This is a genomic window from Odoribacter splanchnicus DSM 20712 (genome assembly GCF_000190535.1).
Taxonomy (GTDB): domain Bacteria; phylum Bacteroidota; class Bacteroidia; order Bacteroidales; family Marinifilaceae; genus Odoribacter; species Odoribacter splanchnicus.
Window position 1 is genome coordinate 2,628,276 of the sequence record NC_015160.1, and the last position, 24,824, is coordinate 2,653,099.

Here is a 24,824-nt window from a genome sequence, read left to right on the forward strand (position 1 = left end):
GACAATCAATAAAACAAAAGTATGAAAAAAATAGGATTATATATGCTGCTGGCCTGCCTGCTGCTGGCTTGCCAGAAAGAGGACGGGATAACCCCCGGAACCGGATTTGAAAATCTGTATACGATCCAGGATGATCCGAACGATTCCATTCAGCACAAACGGTATGAACTGTATACCACTTATGGGGTTCCGGTCTTTTTTAACGATACCATCGGAAAAGTGTTTGTGAAAACAGATGTTAACGGAGATTCGGTTTTCCGTTATGAAACCCTGGATCTGAACTGGGCATTCAGCGGGACAAACAGCGGATCGGTCACCTATCAGGTGACCCGGCTGACCGATCCCGGACTGATGATGAAATCTTTACGTTTTGCGGAAATTTTTCTGAAAAACAGCCAACAGGCACTTTATCCATATGCATTGTGGCTGACAGAAAAATGTTATCAACTATCTTCTGCAGGAGTAGAACAAAAAGAAATAATCAGCCGTTACCGGAACCTGATGTTTTCCTGGATAAATCAGATAAACGAAGAGGATATGCTGGAAAAAGCCGCCGGTTACCGGAATGAAATCGTGAAACTAAAGGTTCAGAATTATAGTGACGAACTGAATGCTTTCAATAATATGTTGGATGAAAGTCTATATGATAAAAATTGGGGGGAGTTTTACCCGGACGAACGTATTCCTTATTGGAGAAATTCGGCCAGTTTACAGATTTGGTTTCCTTGGCCGCTAGTGGAAGAATGGGAACAGGACAGCAGTTACCGGAAAGAGATGATGACCTATGGAAATGTTACCAATCCGAATTGGCCGGAAGGAGTCTGGACGGATGAAGAATTTGATAATTATGCCCTCTATTGCCGGGGATTAGTCGGAACATTGGGGTTTGTCAGCTATGATCCGGGGTATGGAAACCGTTTTACGCCTAGAAATACAGATGTTGATCTGGAACTTTACCTGGAGGAGATGATGAAATATCCCCGGAAACAATTTCTGGAACGCTGGGAAAGTTCCCCGCTTGTGATTAAGAAATATGAAATCCTGTATGCCATCATCCGGGACGAGTTAGGTGTTGAATTATAATACTGAATTGTATATGAAAAAGATCGAATATTTTTGTTGTCTGCTAGGGCTGGTATTGACAGGACTGGCTTGTCAGGATGACGATGAGACGACTGTGATCCCGAAGCCGGAAGGGATTACCTACGGTACGGTAACGGATAAAGGAGGAAATGTTTATAAAACCCTGACCATAGGAAACCAGACCTGGCTGGCAGAAAATTTCCGTTACCGTCCGGACGAAGCTACAGCTGCCGATCTGGTGACTTACGGAGAATCATACGGAGGCACTGAGCGTGCCATATTGGAAGGTACAAATATGAATAGTTACCAAACTTTTTGCCGGAATTATTCCGGTCGGAAATTTCTGCTCTATCTGCGCGAACAGCTTTTGGCTGCCGATGAGGCAGGCCGTTTGAATACGAGCAGTCCCTACGGAGTAGACTGGATTGTGACACAAGTAGGCAACTACACCATTCCTAACCTCCTGTCTTATAATATGCACGATGATATTAAAGATGAATTGATGGCCATATGGAATGATGCTGTAAATTATTATTTTAAGGTCGACCAGGATTACCTGACACGTTTCGGTTACCTGTATTCGTATGAAGGAGCTTTAAAAGCCGTAAAAGAAGGAGCTCCGGAAGGATTTCATTTGCCCACTGACGCGGAATGGATGATGCTGGAACGTCATTTGGGAATGGATGCCGGAGAATTGGAGGGCCTGGAAAATTGGAGAGGCCACGCAGGTGAGCTATTGAAAACAGGAGAACAAGGAATCGGATTTGATGCCTTGTATGGCGGAGCTGCCGTATATGCCTTGTCAACAGCCTATAATTCCCGTTATGTGTATAAAAATGAAGGTGCTTACTTCTGGAGCAGTGATCAGATTGTAATATCAGACAGTTTATCTAACGGAATCGTCCGTAACATATCCCTGTATCATTCCGGAATCCGGCGCATGACAAGCCGTTTAATCAGTACAACTGAAAATGTACGCCCCTCTTATAGTGTTCGATTAGTAAAATAGAAAAAACCAAACTCATATGAAAAATATATTCCTGATTGTTTTTTGTCTGCTTGTTTCGACAGTGTGGGCTAAAGAAGAAAAGAACAAACGTATCCAGTATTGTACTACTTTGGAAGAGGCCATGCAACAGGCCGCCCGGAAACATAAACCGATTTTTTTCAATTGTTATGCCGGATGGGCCGGTCCTTCGGTACTGATGGACTCTGTCGTACTGACAGATCCCGATTTGGTTTCGTTTATTCAGAAACATTTCGTCAGTTTACGTGTGGATATGCCCAAAACCCAAGAGGGACGCAAACTGGCAGAACGTTACAGGGTAAAGTTTTATGCCCATTATCTGATTTTGGATGAAAAAGGAGAAATCATACACCGGATTTCCGGAGGAGCCAAAGCTCCTGAATTTAAAGAAAAATTGAAAGCAGGCCTGAATCCAAAAACCTCATTGGCGGGAATGACCCGGCATTATGAAAAAGGTGACCGGTCATTTAAATTTTTAGCAGCCTATGCCGGCACATTGAAAACGGCAGACGAAAATGAGAAATTTCAGGAAGTAGCTGACTATTATTTGGAGCATATCGATTCTGCCGGTCTCTATTTGCCACAGTCGTGGGAAATCCTTTGGAATAAGGGGAAAAGATATGACAGCGAATGGTTCCGTTTTATCTATGACCACAGAAATGAGTTGGTGGAGAAAAACGGAGAGAAAGTACTGAATTTTATAGTACAGGTACTTTTTCATCAAGTTTATCCTTACATGATGTTTGAAAAAGTATATGATATGGATTTCATTTCAGAAATAGAACAAAAAGCCGGTCACCTGGAATTTACTTCACTTAACCGGGACCAATTGTTGGATATGTGTAAGATTCTGCATTTCAGACAACAGAAAAAGTATTCGGAAATGCTGGACCTCTGGGGAAAAATGGTCCCGAACCTGCCGAATGAAGCCTTGAAAGTCAGATATGACGCTACATTGGGACGTTTGCAAGATATGAACGAGACTGAAAAAAAACAGGCAATCGCTTATCTGAAAGAAAGAATGGCAGGAATGACAGGTTCAACCCTGGAACGCTACCGTCAAATTGTAACTGAATTGTCAGACTATCAAGGAATACGGTTTGAAACAGGTGGTCTGCAGGAAGCCCTGGCAAAAGCCCGGAAAGAAAACAAAGCGGTTTTTGTCGATTGTTACACCAGTTGGTGTGGTCCCTGCAAAATGATGAGCTCTAAAGTCTTTCCGGATAAGCAAGCCGGAGACTTTTTCAATCCCCGTTTTATCAGCCTTAAAATCGATATGGAAAAAGATGAAGGCAAAGAACTGGCTCAAAAATGGAACATTCGTGTATTCCCGACTTATCTGATTCTGGATCCTCAGGGAGAAATCGTGTATACTTCACAGGGATACATACCCGCCGAAGAACTGATCAGGCGGATGAATGAAGGACTGGAACAATGGAAAAATAATATAAAAACCGGAAAATAACGAGCATATGATACACAAAATCTTACATCGATTATATATGGGAATTGTTACAATCGGCTGTACAATGCTATGGACTTTGTCCGGATGCGATAACGATACGTTAGATAGCTTTTTACAATTCTCTGATGATAATCTTTTACTAAGAGCGGCCGGTGATACTGTTGTCATTGACGTGACTGCCGGGTCCGGATGGGAAGCCGAAAGTATGGCTGATTGGTGTACTGTGGAAAAAAACAGGGAGAACCCTGAAGGAAAGTTGGTCATCCGGGTTAGTCCGTCGGATGACATATACGAAAGAGGAACGGCTGTAAAAGTAACTTGCGGAGACAATGTAATGCGTTTGGCTGTGCGTCAGGAACCGATGGTATTTGAAGTGACGGACGGCAAGAAATCGTTGGCTTTCAATAAAAGAGTTAGCTACGATACCCTGAAAATTCATACCAATATGGATTGGAAAGTAGAAATTGCCGATACGACAGGTTGGTTACAAGTTGCAGATACCGTGGGTTCGGGAGATTCCGAACTGGTTTTTATAACTACGGATAATAGCCAGAAAAAAGAAAGATCGACAACCGTTCGTTTGAAATACGGCGTACGTACAATGAAATTAACCGCTTCCCAGAATGGAGGGATCCGGGCAGACGGAAATGTCCAAAAACACCAGGGAGAACGTGAACTCACAAACGGCTTTAACCTGATTTTTCTGGGAGATGGCTTTACGTCCGATGATCTGATTGCAGAAACGGGAGTATTCGACCTGGCGGTAGAAGAAGCTTGTGAGGCCTTATTTACTGTCGAACCCTATAAAACTTACAAGGAATATTTCAATGTTTGGTCAGTGGCTTGCGAATCACAAGAGCGCGGGGCCGGAACTTCCGAGTCAGGAAATACAGCATTATTCAGTTACTTTAACGAAGATAACCGCATCATCGGAAATAATACAACGGCTTTCAGTTATGCAAGCAAAATATTGGGAATGAATGACGCCATACTGCAAACGAATTCCGTCGTCATTGTATTGGTCAATGACGAACGTTATGGAGGCTCGACTTATTGGTTCGGCGACCCGACTGATAGAAATGATACTGATTACAGGACAATCAGTTATGTCCCTTTGAACAGAGATATTCAATTACCGGGAGGATTCACCAACATTTTTCTGCATGAAGTCGGTGGACACGCTATCGGAAAACTGGGAGACGAATGGTCTACCGAACAGTTGTTTACTACTGAAGATAAAACTTTAATAACTTATTATAAAAATTACAGGTTATATTGTTATAATGTAGGACTACCAACAAGTGAAAGGCTGATAACTTCTTATCCGGAGATGAGTTGGCAGTTTTTCCGATATGTCAGTGGAAGCACAGCTCGTTACAGCGAAGTGTTGAAGCCTGCTGACGGAGGCTATGGATGTGTCAGTGATATTGCTAACAAGGCATTTGTTTCTCATTGTGAAGAAGAGAGTTGTATGATAAACAACGTACCTTATTTCAATGTTGCTTCGCGATATGCTATCGTACAATGGCTTTTGTTCCGTCTCAACGTATATGAATACTCCCCTCAAGGCATGACCGGATTGGTTAATTACTTTTTCGAACATGACCAATATGAACTACCGGCCGACTATACCGTATCGGACAGACCACCCCTTCCGATGCCGGCTCAGGTAAAATAATAGAGCTTTAAGCCGAATAAAACATCAGATCCTGTCATAACTTACCGTTTAGCCGGAACATTATGGCAGGATATCTTTTTTAGAAATCTGCATAATCATAACTAACAGTACCAGATTTCGCAGTCGATTTTTTAAATAACGGAAAGCATTTTTCTTATGGGTTTTGACAGTAAGCACAGACAGATTCAGCAGTTGGGCTATTTCCTGATTTTTCTTACCCTCTAAAGATAAAAGAATGACCTCCTGGCTACGTTGCGGCAATTCACCGATGGCTGCGTACAACTCCCGCAATATTTCTTCCTCTTGCACTGAAAAATCGGGTAGTTTTTGTTCATAAAGCACATGTGCCGTGTATTTTTCTTCGACTGCCCGGTGTTTCCAGTAATCTGCACAACGGTTCGAGACGGCTTCGTACAAATAAGCTTTAAATCCGTTGATAGAATTGTATTGTTTGTTACTTTCCCAGATATTGATAAAGATTTCCTGCACGATATCTTCAGCCACCTTGTGATTTTCCACTCTGCGTTCCGCAAAAAGGACAAGGTAACTATAAAATTGCTGAAAGAGTTTATGATAAGCTTGTTCGTCTTTCAAGTTAAAGCGCTGCAAAAAATCTTTCTGTTCGCTCACAGTGTCTTCCGTCGTTTTACCGAACAAAATAAAGGATTAATAATAGATTTTCCAATTTATATTCCAAATTCTTTTGAAAAACTGTGTCAGCAAAGTCCATACTTTATTCTTTTTCTTCGCTGACACAGTTCAAATTACAATCAATGTCCAGGGACACCTTCTCTTATGGCTGTGGTTTCTTAAACTCCTTGAATACCCGCTTTATCTCATCGACATAGTCCAGTTTTTCCCAGGTAAAAAGTTCCACTTCTTTCTCAACCGTAGGCCAATAATTCGAAGTGAACACTTTTTTCACTATTTCGGGTTTGCGTCCCATGTGCCCATAACTGGCAGTCTCCTGATAAATCGGATTACATAATTTCAAGCGTTCTTCGATAGCCCTCGGACGAAGGTCGAAAATCTCGCTGACTTTCCCGGCAATCTCTGCATCCGTTAAACTGACTTTCGAAGTACCGTAAGTATTCACATACACTCCTACAGGACGGGCAACGCCGATCGCATAGGAAATCTGGATCAGGATCTCGTCGGCTATCCCCGCTGCTACCATATTTTTAGCGATATGACGGGCAGCATAGGCAGCAGACCGATCGACTTTCGAAGGGTCTTTTCCGGAGAAAGCTCCCCCACCGTGGGCTCCTTTCCCCCCGTAGGTATCGACAATAATCTTACGCCCTGTCAGCCCTGTATCTCCATGAGGACCTCCGATCACAAATTTACCGGTCGGGTTGACAAAAAGAATGACATTTTTATCGAATAAAGCCTGTACCCGTTTTGGCAACAGGGCCTTTACCCGGGGCAGCAGAATATCGACGATATCTTTTCTGATCCATTCCACCATAGCCTCGTCGGCTTTCAGCTGGGCTTCCGGCGTTTCGTTGGCCGGCTTGATGAAATCGTCATGCTGGGTAGAAATGACAATCGTATGTATACGGACCGGTTTCCCTTCATCACCGTATTCAATGGTCACCTGTGATTTCGAATCGGGACGCAGATATTGCATCAACTGACCCTCTTTCCGGATTTGAGCCAATTCTTTCAGTAAAAGATGGGCTAATTCCAGGGACAACGGCATATAATTATCGGTCTCGTTACAGGCATAACCGAACATCATCCCCTGATCACCGGCTCCCTGTTCCATCGGATCTTCACGCACCACTCCCCGGTTGATATCCGGCGATTGTTCGTGGATCGCAGAAAATACCCCGCAACTATTTCCGTCGAACATATACTCACTCTTGGTGTAGCCGATCTCATTGATCACTTCACGGGCCACTTGCTGCACGTCTACATAAGTCTTTGTTTTAATCTCGCCTGCAATGACAGTTTGTCCGGTTGTCACCAAAGTTTCACAGGCTACTTTTGCTTCCGGGTCGAACGCCAGAATCCGGTCGAGCACTGCATCCGAAATCTGATCGGCAACCTTATCAGGATGCCCTTCCGATACAGACTCTGAAGTAAATAAATATCCCATAATTTAATTGAAAATTGAAAATTGAAAATTGAAAATGTACTATACGCAATCAATATCCAATCGGTTAATTATATTACGGGAAAGGCAATGGATGGTTGAATTCAGAAGTATATGCATTTTAGCAATTTTTTTCTGTGGTTGCAATCAGCCAAATCTTTCCACAATGACGGGACAAAGATAGGAAGGAAAAAGGTAAAAGTAAAAAGTTAAAGGTTAAAAAAAAGCAGAAAGAGGAAAAGCGCATCATTCGGGTTTTATTATTAATTTTGCGGCCTATATTCAAAGTATCGTTATGGCATTCTTATATAATATTGGAATTCAGGCATATCATCTGGCAATACAATTGGCAGCTCCTTTCAATGAAAAAGCAGCCCTTTTATGTAAAGGCAGAAAAGAAGTCTGGAAAAAAGCAGCCGGTATACAACGGGGAGAAGGTCGTTTGGTGTGGTTTCATGCCGCTTCTTTGGGCGAATTCGAACAAGGCCGCCCGGTGATCGAAGCCTTGAAGGCCGCAGAACCGGCAACTCAAATCCTGCTTACCTTTTTTTCGCCCTCAGGTTATGAAATCCGCAAAAATTATACCGGTGCAGATTACATCCTTTATCTGCCGGGAGATACGCGACGCAATGCGGTCCGCCTGATTGAAAAATTCCGTCCGGACGCAGCGGTCTTTATCAAATATGAATTCTGGTTCCACTACCTGAACGAACTGAACAAACGAAACATCCCGGTATATCTCATCTCAGCCATTTTCCGTCCCAACCAGCCTTTTTTTAAAAGTTGGGGAAAACTCCACCGGCGGATGCTGGGATGCTTCAAAGAATTGTTCGTGCAGGACGGGCAATCGGTGGAATTACTGAAATCCATCGGCATAAAAAATGTCAGACTGACAGGAGATACCCGTTTCGACCGGGTAAAACAGATCGCGGAAAATGCAAAACAAATCGTCAAAGTAGAGCAATTCTGTGACGGCCGCCCCGCCATCGTCTGCGGCAGCACCTGGCCACCCGATGAAGAAATTCTCCTGGAATATATCAACTGCCATCCGGACGGTTATAAATGGATTATCGTCCCTCACGAAATCGGGGAAAATCACATCAAAGCGATTTTGGACAAATGCAGGAAGAAGGTAGTCCGCTACACCTCGGAAAATATTGATTTGGCCGATAAGGAGGTACTGATTATCGATTGTATCGGTCTGCTTTCATCGATTTACCGGTATGGGAAGATCGCTTATATCGGCGGAGGTTTCGGAGTCGGTATCCACAATACCCTTGAAGCTGCCGTGTATGGAATACCGGTAATTTTCGGACCCAAATATCAAAAATTCAACGAAGCGGTCAGCCTGATCCGGGAAGGCGGAGCTTTCAGCATTTCCAACGGGGCAGAACTTTCGGAGATCCTGGACAGCCTGATTCAGCATCCGGCAATTGCAGTAACCGCCGGACAAAAGGCATTGGAATATGTGAACAGCCAACTGGGTGCGACAGCAGTAATCAGTAAAGCACTAAGCACTACAATTTAGAGAGGCCACGATCAAAAGGAGGATATAAAATCCCTTTTTCGGTAATGATTGCCGTGATCAATTCATGACGGGTCACATCGAAAGCAGGGTTATACACCTTTATTTCCGGAGGTGCCATCCGTCGGGTATACCATTTTTCTGTGATTTCACCGGCTTGCCGTTCTTCAATGGGAATATGTGCCCCATCCGGACATTTTAAATCAACTGTAGAAGTCGGTCCAAGTACGTAAAAAGGAATTCCATAATATTTAGCTAAAACAGCAACTCCGGAAGTACCTATTTTATTAGCAACATCTCCATTAGCCGCTATCCGGTCGCATCCCACCAAAACAGCCTGCACCTTTCCCTGCCCCATCACACAGGAAGCCATATTATCGCAGATCAAAGTGACATCGGCTCCTGCTTTCTGAAGTTCAAAGGCTGTCAAACGTGCCCCCTGTAACAATGGACGGGTTTCATCTGCATACACTTTAAAATGATAACCACGCTCCTGCCCCAAATAAACAGGAGCCAAAGCCGTACCATATGCAGAAACTGCGAGATGTCCGGCATTACAATGAGTCAGCAGCCCCATTCCCGGTTGTAAAACACTTAATCCCCATTCCCCGATACTCCGGCAAGCAGCCGCATCCTCTGCCCGGATAGCTTCCGCCTCCTGCTGCAATTTTATTTTTATTGTATCAACCTGCTGATCCTGCAACGACAAAACACATTTTTCCATCCGGTCCAAAGCCATAAATAAATTTACAGCAGTAGGACGTGAAGAAGCCAGGTATTTTTTTACCTCCGTAAATTTTTGAAAAAAAACGGAAAAAGACTGTTCCCCGAATTGTTGTGCACAAACCGCCATGCCATAGGCAGCAGCAACTCCGATCGCCGGGGCCCCCCTCACCTTCAGGTGATAAATGGCTTCCCAAATCTCCTCCGGAGTATATAAGCGGAGATATGCTTCCCGATTGGGCAATTGCGTCTGGTCGAGAATAATTACAGCCGGCTCTTCCCAATCGACACTTACCGTCGTCAGGCCGGCCAAACCTTCACTTTTCATTTTTCTTGCATCCATTCGTTCAGCGTATCGAGCAAATCTTCTTTCGACACCGGATCGAAATCTTTAATCCGGCAAGCATGGCTCATATCCCCTCTTACGTATTTACGGCATTTTCCGTTTTTCTTCAAATCGACGCCGGTAGCATACCAGGGATCACTTCCGCCGTATACAAACAAAATCCGCTCGGCATCCGTCTGCAACCATTCGTTGATCGCCTTCATCTGTTTGTCATTAAAAGGCTTTTTTTCAACACCTTCAGGCATAGTGAATGAAAAGTCGATATCTTTATCGTCTTCGGGTAAGAATTTCTTGAACGGTTTTATTTTATAATCATACATCCCGATCTCGGTCAAAGCAGCATAAAAAAACGGTTGCATGCGGACGATGTACTTATCTTCAAAAAAATCAGGGGAAGACACTTTCACCAGGTATTCGAAGATCTCCTCCCAATCGGCACTTTCCTGATCGGGAATATCGGCACAATTATTCCCCCACTGCCAAAACGCAAAAGGATATTCCAGAATCATCAGCTGCAAGGCCCGTTTGGTCCCTCCCACCATCCGGTAGGTATATTTCTTTTCGGCAGCCAGTTCCTCAAGCATAGGAAGCAGCGTATCGAGATGTTCGAAACACATGGTCTGAAAATCACGGATCGTATAATGACAGGTATTCAGATCCTCCCAGTTAAAAAGCGCTTTCACCCCACTCTTCGCCGTTCCTAACCGATTCAGAAATTTATCCAAACGGGGATCTACATACTCCAGATTCAGGGGAGCCACATACGGTACACTGATATCCACATCGGCCGGGTAAAAATAACGGTGAAATATCGTCGTCTGTCCTCCTTTGCTGATTCCGGTACTGATCCATTTCGATGCCGGATAAATTTTCTGCCTGATAGCCTGTATAATCTCGTGCTGGTCATCGGCAGCCTGCTTGATGGTCAGGTTTTCCCAGGGAATTCCTCCTTCCGGCACACTTTGATCGAAAAAACGGTGCTCTATCGTCAGCTGATTCCCTTTCAGGATATTAGCCAATTCACCTTCTTCCGACGACCAGATATTATAGCCTTCCAACTCGACGATCACCGGAGCATCCGATTGTTTATGCCCCAGCAACACCCGTTGCCGGAAAGTCCCTTTTGCGGGATCGGAATGATCGACCGGCTGCTCGAACCAGAATTGATAATACTCCTGAAAAGGCTTTACATCCAGTTTCTGAATCTCACTAATCTGTGGTATCTGTTGCAACTTTTCATAAATCCCATCTCCGGCCCATACCGCCAGGGTAAACCATACACAAACAAAAGTAGTTAAGAGTTTTCTCATAATTCAAATAATTTAAAACATCATCCAATCTCCACCCTTAGTCGGGACTTATCTCAACGGGGACAAGGTACGAAAAAAAGGCAGAAAGTAAAAAAGTAGCATGCAAAAAGTAAAAGACAAATGCTAAAAAGCGATCCGTAAAAGCAAGAAATCCATTTGCCGGCAGGCAAGAAATTGATTAGCTTTGCGACAATTATCAAAACAGTTTATAATCCAAATCCGGAACAGTCTATGAAGATATCCATAAGAACAGCTATGGCTTTGAAAACAAAAGCTTTGGCAGGAGAGTTATCCCTACTGTTTCTTTTAGGCGGATGTCATAAAAAAGTAAACTACTTTAACGGGGAGATCATAACCGTGAAAGATATTCCGGTAAGCGACACGCTGACCGGGGAACGGCTGCTGCTGGACAGTATCATTGCAAATGGAAGAGGTATATCGTTATCCGTTACCATTTTAATTCAGTCTATCGGGTCCCTGAGGCCATCGGACTTTATGAACTTTATAAATGCTAAGCGACATGAGCTATTTCACACCCTATAAAGAACATTACAAAGCCCTCATCCGTCTGGGTATCCCCATTGTCATCGGACAAATCGGTATTGTGGTGGTAGGCCTGGCCGATAATATGATGGTAGGACAATATGCCACTCTCGACCTGGCTGCAGCTTCATTTGTCAACAGTGCCTTCAATATCCCCATTCTTTTCGGTCTGGGTTTTTCTTATGGTCTTACTCCCCTGGTCGGACAATTTTTCGGCCGTCATGACAAATATCATGTCGGTCAACTGCTACGCAACAGTCTGTTGGTAAATCTCTTCATCGGCTTGCTCCTGACCCTGGCGATGACAGTGGTATGGTTCAATATCGACCGGCTAGGACAGCCTGAAGAATTACTCCCGTTGATCCGGCCTTATTTTCTTCTCCAGCTGGCTTCCCTGGTATTCGTCATGTTATTCAATTCTTTCAAGCAATTCGCCGACGGTATTACGGATACCAAAACGCCCATGTACATCATGATCTCCGCCAATCTGGTGAATATTGCCGGAAATTATATACTGATCTACGGAAAATTCGGACTACCGGCCCTGGGTGTCGTAGGAGCAGGCATTTCCACCTTAACGGCCCGTATCCTCATGTTTGCAGCTTTCGCCGTCTTATTTTACCGCAGCCTCCGTTACCGCCGCTATCTGGTCGGTTACAAACGGGGTAAATACAATTTCACCGATATCCTCTCACTCAATAAAATGGGCTGGATGGTCGGTTTACAGATGGGACTGGAAACTGCCCTGTTCAGTATTACGGGAATTATGATCGGTTGGCTGGGAAGCATTGCCCTGGCCGCCCATCAGGTGATGGTGGCTATCTCAACTTTAGGTTTTATGATCTATTACGGAGTCGGAGCAGCGGTATCTGTACGGGTGAGTAATTATTTCGGCCGTCAGGAGCTGCTCCATGTGCGCCGCACGACGATGGCAGGCTTCCACCTCATTCTTTGTCTCGCTGTCTGTGCCTGTACTGTGTTCTTATTTTCCCGGGAACTGATCGGATATCTATTCACCACCTCCGAAGAAGTCATCCGGGTCGTATCCACCCTGGTCTATATCCTGCTGGCCTACCAATTCGGGGATGCCCTTCAGATTACCTATGCCAATTCCCTCCGCGGTATCGGCGATGTGATCTCCATGGCTGTCATCTCCTTTATCGGTTACTTCCTGATCGCCATGCCCGTATGCTACATCTGCGGCTTTGTACTCGAGTGGGGCATCACAGGAATCTGGATCGGCTATCCGATAGGGCTTACCCTGACCGGAGTCATGCTTTGCGGGAGGTACTACTGGAAACTAAAAACTAAAACTCAGAGCAAAGAATTTTATTGATTTCCCGGTATCCTTTTTCCTTATCGGCAAAATGCACGGTATGGAAACCCAGTTGACGAGCCGCATCGACATTTTCCTTCAGGTCGTCGATAAAGAGCGTATCTTCGGGGTATGCCTGAAAACGGTCGATCAGGATCCGGTAAATCTCTTTTTCGGGTTTAATCAGTTTTTCGTGAGCCGAGATGATCTGGCCCTCGAAATACCGAAAGACCTCCCGTTCTTTCAGGTAGTCATAAAATTCCAGGGACATATTGGAAAGGCAGAATAAACGGTAACCTTTACCGGCCAACTCTTTAATCAGACATTGTGTTTGGGGAATATCCCGCAACGAATGTTTGATAAATTCGACAAAATCCCAACATTCGGCATAAGGACGTCCCGAAAAAACACTCATTTCCCGAACGATATTCACCTGATCGATCGTCCCCCGGTCGTAATCGGGCCAAAATTTCCGGAAAAACCCCCTTTCAAACAGACTCACCGGCATTGCACGATCACCGGTATATTCTTCCATCAAACGTTCGGGACTCCAATCGACCACAACTCCACCCAAATCAAAAACCACATTTTTCATATACTTGTCATTTTTCAATCATACCTATTTTCGATATCTAAAGTTACAAAACTTATACCAACTTATCCGCTCACTGAAAAATCTATCCGGCAAGTGGATTAAAAATCTACAATTACCCCGACAGAGGGTAAAACCGTTCCGCCCAATTCATTTTTTATGCTGCGCATCTGATAATAACCTTCCCGGTCAGGATCTTTGCGATAGCTTCCGTCGGGATTTTCGACAGGCACCAGCTCATCGGGACCTAAAGCTTTATAGTTATAGATATTCTGAATGTCCGCATAAAATATCAACGACCACTTTCGAAAGAAAAAACTCTTATCCACCCTGACATCCAGTTGATGGAAAGCCGGTAATCGCTGTGTATTGAAGCGCGAATAATCATAATAAGGCTGATGTTTGGCCTCCCAGGCTTCTATCCGTGCCGAAGTCTCCCGATCATAAGGCGTATAAGGCCCACCCGCCACATATCTCCATTTAAACCCCAAATCCCAACTTTTACCTATCCTACGGGTTGCTGTCAGAGAGAATATATGGCGGTTATCCCAACTACTGGGTATATAACGACGGGTATTCTGCAAATTTTCATCCAACTGTTTAAATTCGGAATAATACCAGGTATAAGCCAACGAAGCAACGACACCATAAAATTCCTGGGTTCTGAGCATCAATTCCAGCCCATAAGCTCTCCCTTCTCCGACGGGTCGAACCGCTTCGTCACCCACCGCCACATAGTCGGTACCTTTATTGGCCAAAGCAACCGAATCGGTCAGGGATACGGGATAATGATCGTAAGTCTTGTAAAAACCTTCCAGTGTAATCCGGGTAGTCGTTCCCGGACGATACTCAACTCCCAGTACATAATGATCGGCTCCGATATATCCGGTCTTATTCCGTTTATTCACCAGAACTCCCCCGGCGTCTGCAAAACCCAGCGTCGTATAGGCAGGCAACTGATAATACCGGCCGATATTGCCATTTAGCGACCAGCGTTCGTCGAATGCGTAAGAAAATGAGAAACGGGGCGATATTTGCCGGTAAAGAGCAGCTGTTTTACCGGTATAATTACATCCGTCCGCCCGGAGTCCCAGGGATAAAGCCAGCCGTTCGGAGAAAAAAGACCGGGACACCTGGCCGAAGACCGCCCATTTCCACATATTCAAAGCCCGGGAATAATACTGATCGATAGCTTCTCCCGCAGCGAACAGCCGCCGGGCCGTAGTATTGTCATAGTGGGCATATTCGATACCTGCCCCAACCTGAAGTTTAAACCCATTCGCTGCATAACGATGATGCTCGAAACGGAATTTATTTTCCGATTCTCCAGAGCGATAGTCGATTGTTTTGGGATTATGACGGTCATTGCCGGTGTATTTCTCGACCTTATTGTACAATCCACTCCGGCTTAGGACGAAAAAGTGATACCAGTTATTGCCGTAATGCTTAAAGGTCGTTCCCAAAGTATAACTCCATTGCCGGCTTTCCGGCAACCAATCGAGCAAATATTTCTGATGATCGTCGGGATTCTTCAGGTCGGTATTCAGACGGTTGATATCGTATCCGCCAATACCGAGCAAAGTCCATTCATTCCGGGCATTCAAACGGGTGACCGTCTTGAATTGCATATCATTATACACCGGAAGAAAAGGCAAACCGATGATACCGAACAACATCTTCAGATAACTTCGCCGGGCCGAAACAATAAAAGTAGTCTTTGGAGCCAACGGACCGTCCAAAGACAGGCCGTAATCGGTAGCACCGAAAGTAACCCGCGTCTTCACCCGGTCGGGATTTCCCTCGATCTGTCGAAATTCGAGCATAGAACTCATCATATTACCATAAGAAGCCGGGAAGGCACCGGAAAAGAAATTTACCTCTTTGACAAAATCGATATTCACAATACTGACTACCCCACCGGAAGCCCCCTGAGTAGCGAAATGATTTAAGATGGGCAATTCAACTCCGTCCAGATAAAACCGGTTTTCAGCAGGCCCACCACCCCGGACTACAAAATCATTCCGGAATGCAGGCGAAGACAATACCCCCGGCATGGATTGTACTACTTTGGAAATATCCCGGTTGCCTCCGGGATTTTTTTCAATCTCCGCAATTCCTATCCGCTGAATGGAAACCGGAGTTTCTACTGTTTTACGGTAAGGACTGGCTTTGACTACGACTTGTTCCAAAGTAGTCGATGCAGGTTCCAAACCGATATTTTCCGTTCTCTCTCCGGCAGTACCCAACAGAAACCCTACTGTCACCAAAGTCTGATAACCGATACTACTCACCTCCAAGCGGACAAGTCCCGGAGGAACATTTTCCAACCGGAATCTTCCCTCCTCATCCGTCGCTCCCCCCAGAGTCGTCCCATAAACTACGACATTTGCAAATGGGATCGCCTCATTGCTCGCCAAATCGAAGACTCGTCCTTTAACGACACCTTTATTTTGTGCCTGGACAGCTGGTCCGATACCCAGACAAAATAAAAATAATACGATCCAATATCTCATCTCTAAAATATCTTACTATTTATAAACTCTTCTCCCGACGGGTCGGCAAATGTACACAAACGAATCGTCATCTGACAAAAAATCCCCCATCGATTACCGGTCAATGAGGAATTTTTCAAGAAAATATGAGTATTGAACATTAAGAATATATCCTTTATACGAGCAACTTAGCAAAAAGATTCAAAAAAAATTCTACTTTTCTTTGGAGGTTATATGAAAATATCTACCTTTGCACCCGAGTTCTTTGCCCAGGTGGCGGAATTGGTAGACGCGCTGGACTCAAAATCCAGTGTCCTCAACAGACGTGCGGGTTCGATTCCCGCCCTGGGTACAAATTGAAAATCAAGGAGTTAGATGAAAATCTAACTCTTTTTTTGTAACCCATGGGACCGGGGCATGGGGTTTCTTGAGGACTGGTACTATCTTAGAAAAAGTTTACTGATCACCTATCTTACAATTTATTCCTGGAAAATTTCAGCCCTCACGCGGCTGAGGGTTTCGGGAGTCATCAACAGATAAGAAGCGATATGGCTGATAGGGGCTCTTTTGGCTGCTTCGGGAAAATCTTTTAGAAAACGTTTATAGCGTTCCTTGGCAGTTTCGAATCGCCAGGAGTCGGCTTTGTTCTGGGATACCATAAGGCCCCATTCTAAAATTTTCTTGTATAATTGGGCAATAGAGGAATAAGAAACAAACAATTCTTGCAGACCGGTATAGGGGATGTCGTACACCACGGTCGGTTCGATGGCTTCGGTCATCAAGCGTGTGGGTTCTTGTCTGAACAGGCTGATGATGCAAAATACCAAATCATCTTCACACGAAAAATGTTCGGTGATATCATGCCCGTTTTTGTAGTAATACTGACGTAACATTCCCGATTCGACATAATGGAAATGGCGGGCTATCCGGCCTTCTTCGAGGAGAAGTTCTCCTTTATCGACCCGGCGACACTCCATTATAGAAGCAAGTGCTTCCTGTTCCTCCGGATGCAGAGGATAATAACGTCTGGACAGAGTTCGTGTTATAGCTAAAGCAGTTTTCATATTTACCGGGAAAAAAGTATACAAAGAAAAGAAAAAGGGTTGAAAAAAAAGAGAATCGGAGCTTATAAAGTTCATCATAAAACGTAGGTATAATTTTTTCTTTCTATTCCGATTCCGGTTTTTATACCGTCAGACCGGTTCGCCTGGACCGGTCCGTTAAGGCTTTCCTTCACTGACCGGCGGAACTCGCTTCGCTCAGACACCACCGGTCGGGCGTTCGGAAACCCTAACCGGACACTCGTTCCCGCTCCAATGGTCTTCCGGCATAAAAACCTTCATCTCACGTTAACACGACCTGGCAAAGGAAGAATTAGAAAAATTTTATAGAATAAAATACCGGCTCACCTCTATCGGATTATGGATAATTGGGTTACTTTACCGGAAAATCTTTTTTCGCTGAAATTTATGGTTTTCAGGTCCGGTTTAGCTTGCCAGGTAGTGATAACGTAAGTCGGAGGTATTCGTGTTCGGGGACCATTGGAGCTCCGGCGAGTGTCGTCTTGCTTTTTCTGAACGCCCGGCCGGTGGTGTCTGAGCGAAGCGAGTTCCGCCGGTCAGTGAAAGAAAAAGCCAGATGACCGACAGAAGCGACCGCGTCCCCGAACACGAATACCGAAGACGAACAAGGACCGGAATAATTCTACGTTTTAACAGTTACAGAGGTTAGAGAAGTGAAGCTTTCACCGTTGTAACTAAAAAATGGGAGAGGATCAGCAAGAAGAGCGAAGTGCAAAAGAAGGTGTCTGAAAACAAACTATTCAAAAAAGAGTAATTTCTGGTCAAAGGAGGAATTTTGGTTAAAATTTACCTTTATTTGAATAATAATCACCCTTGATTTCAAACGTTAGCACGTATTTTTGATCCGTCGAAATAAATTAATCAATCAGATATCTATGAAAAAAATCTTATTTTCTGCAATTGCTCTGGCTGTTAGTTTGGCAGGGTATGCACAATGGAAACCTGCGGGCGATAAAATAAAAACCACGTGGGCAGAGCAAATCGATCCGAATAATGTACTTCCGGAATATCCCCGACCGATCATGGAACGGAAGGAATGGAAAAACCTGAACGGCTTGTGGGAATATGCCATCCGTCCGACGGGTACTCAGCAACCGGCAGACATGGACGGTCAGATATTGGTACCATTTGCCGTAGAATCGAGCCTCTCGGGTGTGATGAAGACTTTAGGCAAAGAAAACGAATTGTGGTATAGCCGGGAATTCACCGTTCCCTCCTCCTGGAAAGGCAAAAACATACTGCTGCACTTCGGGGCTGTCGACTGGCAAGCCGATGTTTGGGTAAACGGCGTTAAAATGGGACAACACCGGGGAGGATACACCCCCTTCTCTTTCGATATTACTCCGGTTTTAGCTAAAGGGAAAAACCAGATCACGGTAAAAGTATGGGATCCGAGCGACGAAGGTTATCAACCGAGAGGAAAACAGGTGAAACACCCGGACGGTATCTGGTACACTCCGGTCAGCGGAATCTGGCAAACGGTATGGATGGAACCTGTATCCGCCAACCACATCACCCGGCTGAAAACGACACCGGATATCGATAAAAAGATCCTGACCGTAGAAGCCCATACGGCAACCGGCAATCCTTCCGCCGTTGTTTCGGTAGTAGTATCGGAGGGAGGAAAGGTCGTAGCTACGGGAAAAGCCATGCAGGGCCAGCCCGTTCAGCTGGCGATCGAGAATGCCAGATTATGGAGTCCTGAAAATCCTTTCCTTTATGATATGAAAGTGACTCTGACCGACAATGGAAAAGTGATCGACGAAGTGAACAGCTACGCTGCCATGCGGAAATATTCTATCCGCCAAGGCGCAGACGGTATTACCCGTTTACAGCTGAACAATCGGAATGTTTTCCACTTCGGTCCGCTGGATCAGGGATGGTGGCCCGACGGATTATATACCGCTCCGACCGACGAAGCCCTGGTATACGACATCAAGAAAGTAAAAGATTTCGGATATAATATGATCCGTAAGCATGTAAAGGTAGAACCGGCACGCTGGTACACCCATTGCGACAAATTAGGCGTAATCGTATGGCAGGATATGCCGAATGGCGACAGAGGACCGGAATGGCAAAGCAGACAATATTTCAAAGGAGTAGAAATGGTCCATTCCGCCGAATCGGAAGCCAATTACCGCCGGGAATGGAAAGAAATCATCGACCTGCTGTATTCCAATCCTTGTGTAGGGGTATGGGTGCCCTTCAACGAATGCTGGGGACAATTCAAAACTCCCGATATCGCAGCCTGGACAAAAGCTTATGATCCGAGTCGTCTGGTCAATCCTGCCAGCGGTGGAAATCACTACACCTGCGGAGATATTCTCGACCTGCACAATTATCCGGATCCCGATTTATATCTCTACGATCCGATGCGGGCAACCGTATTAGGAGAATACGGCGGCATCGGACTGGTGATGAAAGACCACCTCTGGATGCCCGACAGAAACTGGGGATATGTGAAATTCAACAATCCGGAAGAAGTGACGACGGAGTATATCAAATATGCCGAACATTTACTTCAGTTGATCCCCCGGGGATTCTCTGCCGGCGTATATACCCAGATTACTGACGTCGAAGGAGAAGTCAATGGACTGATGACCTATGACAGAAAAGAAATCAAGGTAAACGAGAAAAAAATCCGGGAAATGAACCAAAAGATATGTAATTCCTTAAAATAAGAATACATACAAGATTTTAGACAGAACAGCGCGAAAGCGGTTTGTTTCTGTCGGACATCGGGAGAGGGCAGGGCAGACGCATTACTTAGGGATTTGGTGAAACTCCTTTTACCTACTTGATTGAGAGGTCGAAACGGGAAATAATCCCGTTTCTCCTACTCAATTAGCTTTTATCATTTCAGAATCCCGTTTTCTTACTTTAAAGTGCTTTCAGAAATTCTTCAGGATCAGCTGTTGCTCCGACAAGCCGGGCAACCACCTTCCCTTCGGGATCTATCAGTATCTTAGTAGGAAAAGAAGTGATATTATAAAGTTTCAATAGATCCTGTTCCTCCTTACCTTCATTGTTGAGGATTTGAGTCCAGGTCATACCATCTTCTTTTACCGCCTGTTTCCATAATTTTTTAGCCTGCTCCAGGTCCTTCATATTTTCATCGGCCACATTGACGAAGACTACCTTCCCGCTATATTTTTTATGTAACTCTTTCAAATGGGGATGGGAGGCCCGGCAAGGTCCGCACCAACTTCCCCAGAAATCGAGCAATACATATTTCCCTTTCAGCTTTTTCAAAGAAACGTCTTTACCATTCATATCCTTCTTCACAAAATCAGGTGCTATTGTGCCCGGACGATAAGGGCGGCCGGCATCCAATTTCCGTTTGAGTATTTTCCCATAAGCTGTACCTTGCAATTCCTGAGGAAGCTGATCATATATCCGTTCGGCCTCGTTTTCGTCAAACCAATTATAATGTTCCAGCAAATTCATCAGGGAGATATAACTTCGGGGATTTGCCCGTACAAACGCCATTATGGTTTGTTTGTTGGCCTGCATATAAGCGTCAAACTCCTCTTTATAATCGCGGATATCTCCTCCTTCAAGCATATTTGTCATTGTCAACTGTCGGTAAGCCGCTTCAGCAGGATCAACCTGCTCGTAATAAAGACGCCAGTAATCGTGCGCCACAGTACCTCCTCTAATCCAGTCAATTTCCGGTACTTTCCCTTTTTCAGCTCTGATTTTCATAACAGCATATTCACCAGGGACCACCATCAGACTGACATTCGGATAATAGGTACCCAAGCGGGGTGCCGGACAAGCCAGTTCTTCACACAAAAGCTTCAGCGTCAACCGGGAAGTATCCCGGGCAGCCATATTCAACCTGATCCGGTGATCAGTAAAATCGAAAGTATCCTGTAGCATACCCTGGGGTGTCCATCCCATGACGATCACTTTTCCCTTCTCTACAGCATCGATTTCTGCCTGCAAAGTAAAATCTTTCTTCCCTTCCAATTCCAGCATCTTCATCCGCAGAATACGCTGATGGAATTCGTCGGCAACCTGCATATTGCTGCGTAATAAATCGACTGCCAGTTGTTTAACCTCCTGAGATTCGGTCATTACCACCTCCAGATCCAATAGAATCAGAAAACGGTCCTGATCTTCCAGAACAGGGAATTTTTCCTTACATATTTCCAGATATTCCCGGACATTCCCTCCCATCCGGACATCAGCTATGGCCAATAAATCCGGCATCGCACGGGTATGGGTAAGCTTTACCTGTTCGATATCCGTTTTCAATTTCTGCAACCCCTCAGCAGTAACAGGTTCCGGGCTTCTCAATGAGAAATAGGGAATCAACCGGATGCGCAACCATGAATACAACAGTTTATCTACAATCTCCTTTCCGTTTGCCCTGACAAATTGTTCCCTGTTATCAAACACATACTGTGCTTTGGGGTCATCAAAATTCAGGGTGTAGCGTTCATATAGAAAGAAGTTCTCCGGTTTTACCTTTTTCCGGGCAGATAAGCGATTAAAATAATCATTGATCACCCCGAATCCCTCATTTGTCTTCCCTTGTTCCAATAATAACGTGGCATAATCATCAACCAACTGAGGAGTACGTTCGCCCTTTTCGTAGCGTTTAGTCAATCCGGCAGGTGACCATCGGGAATCGATCCCTTTGCGGATTTTCTCCACAAACTCATCGGCCGGGCGATAGCCGGAGGTCCTGAATACCTCCGTACCATCCGGACTCAATACCACAAACGTAGGAAAAGCCTTTACGGCATATTTCTTTGCCAGTTCCAACCCATTTTCTTTCTCTGCATCTAATTTGAGGGAAATAAAAGTACGGTTGAAATATTCTCCTACTTCCTGCTGGGGAAAAACCTCTTTTGACATTCGTTTACAAGGTCCGCACCATGTTGTATAAAAGTCAATGAAAACCATCTTGTTCTCTTTCGCAGCAAGTTCTATCGCTTCCGTATAAGAAAGCGGCCGGAAATTTACCCCCTGGGCACACACCCACAAAGGCAACAGCAGGATTCCGGCCATCCATATGATCACTTTTTTATTCATAGATATGATCTCAAACTATTGCCGGTAATCAATATCTTTCACTTTCACCAAACCGTTCCAACGACAATCTTTCAAAGGTTCCAATTCAAACGAATCCTGGTCAGTGCCCAAAAGATAACGCGTTACAATTCCCTTCTCTGCCGCGTTGTAGGTACCTACCATCAACTCATCGTAATTATTTCCATAGGGATCAAATTTGATAAAGGTAATCTGATCGCCCAGGTCTTTCTCATAATGCATATGATTCACATAATCATATGCATGTAATATTTGTCCGTTAGCATACAATAACAAAGAACGCTTAGAAGCAAAAGCGTAAAGCAATCCGCTTCTTAAACCGGTCGCTTTCGATTTGTCTATCGTATAGCCGGCTCTTTTCTGAGGCATATCGCTCGGCACCCAACTCCGGATACTGCAATAAAACTGATAGACATAGAAATTTTGCTGATCTTCCATCAGTGCAAATGAATTTCCATTTGAACTACCTCCCACTGTATTAAATGTATTCTCACCATAAATACAAGTACGGCCCGCCGGCTGTATCCAAGGAAATGCTTCTCCTGCATTATCTTGTAACTGAGTTACACTTAACCCGGTAACAGTACTCAAAAAGGTAAAACAATGATCGTCGGCATTATAAATAATCCAACCACTCGGACTGCTTATACTGGTAAAAATATATGGAAAAGGCCGGAAGCATTTTTCACTCATCACATCCATACGGTTGGAAGGATTTCCATAATTTTCATCCGAGTACAAACTCGCTCCGAATACATAATCTTCCGTCATCATAATCCGGTTATTTGACATACCGGTAAAACGCTGTTTGGCAGCCATATCCACTACATTCAGCATATCAGGCATCGGGAAACTTGAATAAGTCATAGAACGCAAGGTATTCATCGGTCCTGAAGCAAACGAAGTCAAATCCAGATAGTAGGATCCTGATTCTGTGGATATCCACAGTTTCATAGCCGGAGTTTCCCAATAATAAGAACCGGTATACATGACCCGCATCGGTCCCCGTAATTCAGGTAGTCCATTCCCCTCCAACAGATTCTTCAACACAATCGTATCTTTTGCCGTAGAGATCATATCCAAACCTACCGTACCATCCTCTTTTTCCCCAAGAACAAAAAAACCTTTATCCGTCACACTCAAAACAGTCAGTGAGGTATAGGATTTCCAGATCAAATCGGTCTTCGTATCTTTGACTTTCAGATATAAAGTATAAGAATCAGGTTTCAAATTGACAAAATACCTCAGATTCCGTTCCGTACCCAAAACGATTCCTTTATCCCGGTCATCGGTCAAACTGCTGGCCACCACTTTCCATTCGTATTCATAACGCGAAGGATCACTGTCTTCTGTAAACTGTATCACAGGTTCTTTCCGTACGGTGTCCAGATAGGAAAGCGGAGTGATTTTTAAAGTATCGTTCTTAAAAATAGCCGTATAACCTCCTTTTTTCCAATCGGAAATTTTTACTTCATTGATCGGATGATAATCATTCGATCCCTCGTCATCATAACAGGAAATACTAAAAACAGATAGAATTCCCGCCCATAATATCAATATTAATTTTCTCATCGTAGTCAGATTTTAGTATATTTCAATTCTATCATTCTCCCGGTTGAAACGGAACCCCATAATAAGATTTCCAACTCACCCCCTGAAACCACATCAGTCGTCCATCTTTCTCCCTGATTGCATCACGATGATCGGGGCTCTTGTCATATAATGCCTGCAAATCCATAGCCATCTTGTTTTGGATAGCATATTTCAAACCGGACGGCATCGTTTCATTGGACATAAAATCTTCATAAGTCAACTCCGGAAAACGCTTTAGGATTTCTTCAAATTTTTCCTTTGAAAAGAATCCCCACAATCCTCCCTCCAAATCTCCGATTTTACCGGACTCCCTTCCCATCCAAACTTTCGGACAAGTAATAAAGTTGTTCAGGATAATCTTATGCCGTGTCCCGTCAAATTCCTCCTTGCCGCTATCATTCCCCAACATACCGCTCAAATCGAACCATTGCGGAATAGCCAGGGTGAAATCTTCGGATGGCAATAAACGAAGTACAAGATTACGTTCCACTTCATCCAATGCTTCACTATTTTTCACAGTCACCGGCACATCTGCATAACTCCAGCCTCCCTTTATGGTTTGCCATTCATCAAATTCCAGATAATTTTCACCTTTTACGGCTGTCGTACTATCCTGATCGACTACAATACGGAATTTCCGGTCATAATCTTTTACCCTTCCGGTCATTTGTACCCTTATTTTCAGAAGCAGTTCGTCTACACCCTTTTTAATAAATTCAACTTTAGTATAAGGCTGGGCGGCCCAATAAGTGGTATCAAACCAATCCGGTCCCCATTGTACATAGAAATAAACTCCTTCCTCTCCGTCGAAATCCTTGATTTCTTTTTCACATCCGGACAGACCGGCAATGATGAGGAATAAGGTCGCTATATAAACAATATTTTTCATAA

The 24,824-nt window shown here is 44.4% G+C and carries 18 protein-coding genes and 1 tRNA gene; 9 read left to right on the forward strand and 10 right to left on the reverse strand.

From position 1 onward, the window contains the following. Positions 1-21 precede the first annotated feature (21 nt). Genes ODOSP_RS11080 through ODOSP_RS11095 form a run of 4 tightly spaced genes read left to right on the forward strand, consistent with a single transcriptional unit; the run spans position 22 to position 5,253 of the window. Positions 22-1,083 carry a hypothetical protein gene (locus ODOSP_RS11080; RefSeq protein WP_013612395.1) on the forward strand — a complete coding sequence of 354 codons (1,062 nt, stop codon included), beginning with the start codon at positions 22-24 and terminating at the stop codon, positions 1,081-1,083. A 13-nt stretch (positions 1,084-1,096) separates the two neighbouring features. Then, the gene (locus ODOSP_RS11085) at positions 1,097-2,092 is read left to right on the forward strand and encodes an FISUMP domain-containing protein (protein WP_013612396.1); all 996 of its coding nucleotides are present in this window, start codon (positions 1,097-1,099) and stop codon (positions 2,090-2,092) included. A 16-nt stretch (positions 2,093-2,108) separates the two neighbouring features. Continuing rightward, positions 2,109-3,575 (forward strand): thioredoxin family protein, encoded by a 1,467-nt coding sequence (locus ODOSP_RS11090; protein WP_013612397.1) that lies wholly within the window; start codon positions 2,109-2,111, stop codon positions 3,573-3,575. Positions 3,576-3,582: 7 nt separating this feature from the next. Then, positions 3,583-5,253 (forward strand): BACON domain-containing protein, encoded by a 1,671-nt coding sequence (locus ODOSP_RS11095; RefSeq protein WP_013612398.1) that lies wholly within the window; start codon positions 3,583-3,585, stop codon positions 5,251-5,253. A 60-nt stretch (positions 5,254-5,313) separates the two neighbouring features. Here the strand turns inward: ODOSP_RS11095 and ODOSP_RS11100 are convergent, their stop codons facing one another. Together ODOSP_RS11100 and metK are read right to left on the reverse strand one after the other, a co-directional pair. After that, entirely contained in the window at positions 5,314-5,883 is a 570-nt protein-coding gene (locus ODOSP_RS11100; protein ID WP_041557331.1) for an RNA polymerase sigma factor, read from the reverse strand. A gap of 163 nt (positions 5,884-6,046) precedes the next feature. Beyond that, positions 6,047-7,354 carry a methionine adenosyltransferase gene (metK, locus tag ODOSP_RS11105; protein ID WP_013612400.1) on the reverse strand — a complete coding sequence of 436 codons (1,308 nt, stop codon included), beginning with the start codon at positions 7,352-7,354 and terminating at the stop codon, positions 6,047-6,049. A 292-nt stretch (positions 7,355-7,646) separates the two neighbouring features. On the opposite strand from metK, the gene ODOSP_RS11110 reads away from it, so the two are divergent. Further along, entirely contained in the window at positions 7,647-8,879 is a 1,233-nt protein-coding gene (locus ODOSP_RS11110; RefSeq protein ID WP_013612401.1) for a 3-deoxy-D-manno-octulosonic acid transferase, read from the forward strand. On the opposite strand, the gene mtnA is transcribed toward ODOSP_RS11110, so the two are convergent. Next, entirely contained in the window at positions 8,869-9,927 is a 1,059-nt protein-coding gene (mtnA, locus tag ODOSP_RS11115) for an S-methyl-5-thioribose-1-phosphate isomerase (protein WP_013612402.1), read from the reverse strand. The genes ODOSP_RS11110 and mtnA overlap by 11 nt on opposite strands. Further along, the gene (locus tag ODOSP_RS11120; protein ID WP_013612403.1) at positions 9,924-11,255 is read right to left on the reverse strand and encodes a S28 family serine protease; all 1,332 of its coding nucleotides are present in this window, start codon (positions 11,253-11,255) and stop codon (positions 9,924-9,926) included. Before ODOSP_RS11120 ends, mtnA begins: the two co-directional genes overlap by 4 nt. 231 nt (positions 11,256-11,486) lie before the next feature. Between ODOSP_RS11120 and ODOSP_RS11125 the strand changes: the two genes are divergently transcribed. Both ODOSP_RS11125 and ODOSP_RS11130 read left to right on the forward strand, forming a co-directional pair. After that, on the forward strand, positions 11,487-11,798 hold the full coding sequence (locus ODOSP_RS11125; RefSeq protein ID WP_095074692.1) for a hypothetical protein: 312 nt from the start codon (positions 11,487-11,489) through the stop codon (positions 11,796-11,798). After that, positions 11,776-13,134 (forward strand): MATE family efflux transporter, encoded by a 1,359-nt coding sequence (locus ODOSP_RS11130; RefSeq protein ID WP_013612405.1) that lies wholly within the window; start codon positions 11,776-11,778, stop codon positions 13,132-13,134. Before ODOSP_RS11125 ends, ODOSP_RS11130 begins: the two co-directional genes overlap by 23 nt. On the opposite strand, the gene ODOSP_RS11135 is transcribed toward ODOSP_RS11130, so the two are convergent. Together ODOSP_RS11135 and ODOSP_RS11140 are read right to left on the reverse strand one after the other, a co-directional pair. Then, positions 13,106-13,708, reverse strand: coding sequence for an HAD family hydrolase (locus ODOSP_RS11135; RefSeq protein ID WP_013612406.1), 603 nt, complete (start codon positions 13,706-13,708; stop codon positions 13,106-13,108). The genes ODOSP_RS11130 and ODOSP_RS11135 overlap by 29 nt on opposite strands. A gap of 98 nt (positions 13,709-13,806) precedes the next feature. Beyond that, positions 13,807-16,218 carry a TonB-dependent receptor gene (locus tag ODOSP_RS11140; RefSeq protein WP_013612407.1) on the reverse strand — a complete coding sequence of 804 codons (2,412 nt, stop codon included), beginning with the start codon at positions 16,216-16,218 and terminating at the stop codon, positions 13,807-13,809. A gap of 246 nt (positions 16,219-16,464) precedes the next feature. On the opposite strand from ODOSP_RS11140, the gene ODOSP_RS11145 reads away from it, so the two are divergent. Beyond that, positions 16,465-16,549 (forward strand) — tRNA-Leu (locus tag ODOSP_RS11145). 127 nt (positions 16,550-16,676) lie between these two features. Here the strand turns inward: ODOSP_RS11145 and ODOSP_RS11150 are convergent. After that, complete coding sequence (locus ODOSP_RS11150) at positions 16,677-17,261, reverse strand: Crp/Fnr family transcriptional regulator (RefSeq protein WP_041557332.1); 585 nt, start codon at positions 17,259-17,261, stop codon at positions 16,677-16,679. Positions 17,262-18,154: 893 nt separating this feature from the next. On the opposite strand from ODOSP_RS11150, the gene ODOSP_RS11155 reads away from it, so the two are divergent. After that, on the forward strand, positions 18,155-19,960 hold the full coding sequence (locus ODOSP_RS11155) for a glycoside hydrolase family 2 protein (RefSeq protein WP_013612409.1): 1,806 nt from the start codon (positions 18,155-18,157) through the stop codon (positions 19,958-19,960). 199 nt (positions 19,961-20,159) lie between these two features. On the opposite strand, the gene ODOSP_RS18830 is transcribed toward ODOSP_RS11155, so the two are convergent. The 3 genes from ODOSP_RS18830 to ODOSP_RS11170 are packed head-to-tail and all read right to left on the reverse strand — an operon-like array spanning position 20,160 to position 24,822. Further along, entirely contained in the window at positions 20,160-22,322 is a 2,163-nt protein-coding gene (locus ODOSP_RS18830; RefSeq protein ID WP_049782893.1) for a thioredoxin fold domain-containing protein, read from the reverse strand. A gap of 15 nt (positions 22,323-22,337) precedes the next feature. Then, a complete protein-coding gene (locus ODOSP_RS11165) occupies positions 22,338-23,912 on the reverse strand; it encodes a PKD-like family lipoprotein (protein ID WP_013612411.1) in 1,575 nt (524 codons plus the stop codon). Positions 23,913-23,943: 31 nt separating this feature from the next. Next, positions 23,944-24,822: a DUF4843 domain-containing protein gene (locus ODOSP_RS11170; RefSeq protein WP_013612412.1), complete on the reverse strand. Its 879-nt coding sequence runs from the start codon at positions 24,820-24,822 to the stop codon at positions 23,944-23,946. Positions 24,823-24,824 lie beyond the last annotated feature (2 nt).